The organism is Microbacterium sp. NPDC003461 (genome assembly GCF_053588335.1).
The window spans coordinates 3628-5238 of record NZ_JBSFPT010000053.1; the positions used below are offsets into that span (position 1 = coordinate 3628).

Consider the following 1611-nt stretch of genomic DNA (forward strand, 5'->3'; position numbering starts at 1 on the left):
TAACCGGCATCACACATTCGGTGATGATCCGGCGCCTGGACACCCCAGAGGGTGCCAGATGCTCCTTAGAAAGGAGGTGATCCAGCCGCACCTTCCGGTACGGCTACCTTGTTACGACTTAGTCCTAATTACCGATCCCACCTTCGACGGCTCCCTCCACAAGGGTTAGGCCACCGGCTTCAGGTGTTACCGACTTTCATGACTTGACGGGCGGTGTGTACAAGACCCGGGAACGTATTCACCGCAGCGTTGCTGATCTGCGATTACTAGCGACTCCGACTTCATGAGGTCGAGTTGCAGACCTCAATCCGAACTGGGACCGGCTTTTTGGGATTCGCTCCACCTCACGGTATTGCAGCCCTTTGTACCGGCCATTGTAGCATGCGTGAAGCCCAAGACATAAGGGGCATGATGATTTGACGTCATCCCCACCTTCCTCCGAGTTGACCCCGGCAGTATCCCCTGAGTTCCCACCATTACGTGCTGGCAACAGAGAACGAGGGTTGCGCTCGTTGCGGGACTTAACCCAACATCTCACGACACGAGCTGACGACAACCATGCACCACCTGTATACGAGTGTCCAAAGAGTTGACTATTTCTAGCCCGTTCTCGTATATGTCAAGCCTTGGTAAGGTTCTTCGCGTTGCATCGAATTAATCCGCATGCTCCGCCGCTTGTGCGGGTCCCCGTCAATTCCTTTGAGTTTTAGCCTTGCGGCCGTACTCCCCAGGCGGGGAACTTAATGCGTTAGCTGCGTCACGGAGACCGTGGAAAGGCCCCCACAACTAGTTCCCAACGTTTACGGGGTGGACTACCAGGGTATCTAAGCCTGTTCGCTCCCCACCCTTTCGCTCCTCAGCGTCAGTTACGGCCCAGAGATCTGCCTTCGCCATCGGTGTTCCTCCTGATATCTGCGCATTCCACCGCTACACCAGGAATTCCAATCTCCCCTACCGCACTCTAGTCTGCCCGTACCCACTGCAGGCTGGAGGTTGAGCCTCCAGTTTTCACAGCAGACGCGACAAACCGCCTACGAGCTCTTTACGCCCAATAATTCCGGATAACGCTTGCGCCCTACGTATTACCGCGGCTGCTGGCACGTAGTTAGCCGGCGCTTTTTCTGCAGGTACCGTCACTCTCGCTTCTTCCCTGCTAAAAGAGGTTTACAACCCGAAGGCCGTCATCCCTCACGCGGCGTTGCTGCATCAGGCTTTCGCCCATTGTGCAATATTCCCCACTGCTGCCTCCCGTAGGAGTCTGGGCCGTGTCTCAGTCCCAGTGTGGCCGGTCACCCTCTCAGGCCGGCTACCCGTCGACGCCTTGGTGAGCCATTACCTCACCAACAAGCTGATAGGCCGCGAGCCCATCCCCAACCGAAAAATCTTTCCCACCACAGAACATGCGTTCATGGTGCATATCCGGTATTAGCAGCCGTTTCCGGCTGTTATCCCAGAGTCAGGGGCAGGTTGCTCACGTGTTACTCACCCGTTCGCCACTGATCCACTCCAGCAAGCTGGAGCTTCACCGTTCGACTTGCATGTGTTAAGCACGCCGCCAGCGTTCATCCTGAGCCAGGATCAAACTCTCCGTAAAAAACGAATGCCACAACA

At 56.1% G+C, this 1611-nt stretch carries 1 rRNA gene; it reads right to left on the reverse strand.

The features are described 5' to 3' along the window. Positions 1 to 69: 69 nt before the first annotated feature. Positions 70 to 1594, reverse strand: a 16S ribosomal RNA gene (locus ACWDR7_RS12935). Positions 1595 to 1611: the final 17 nt, after the last annotated feature.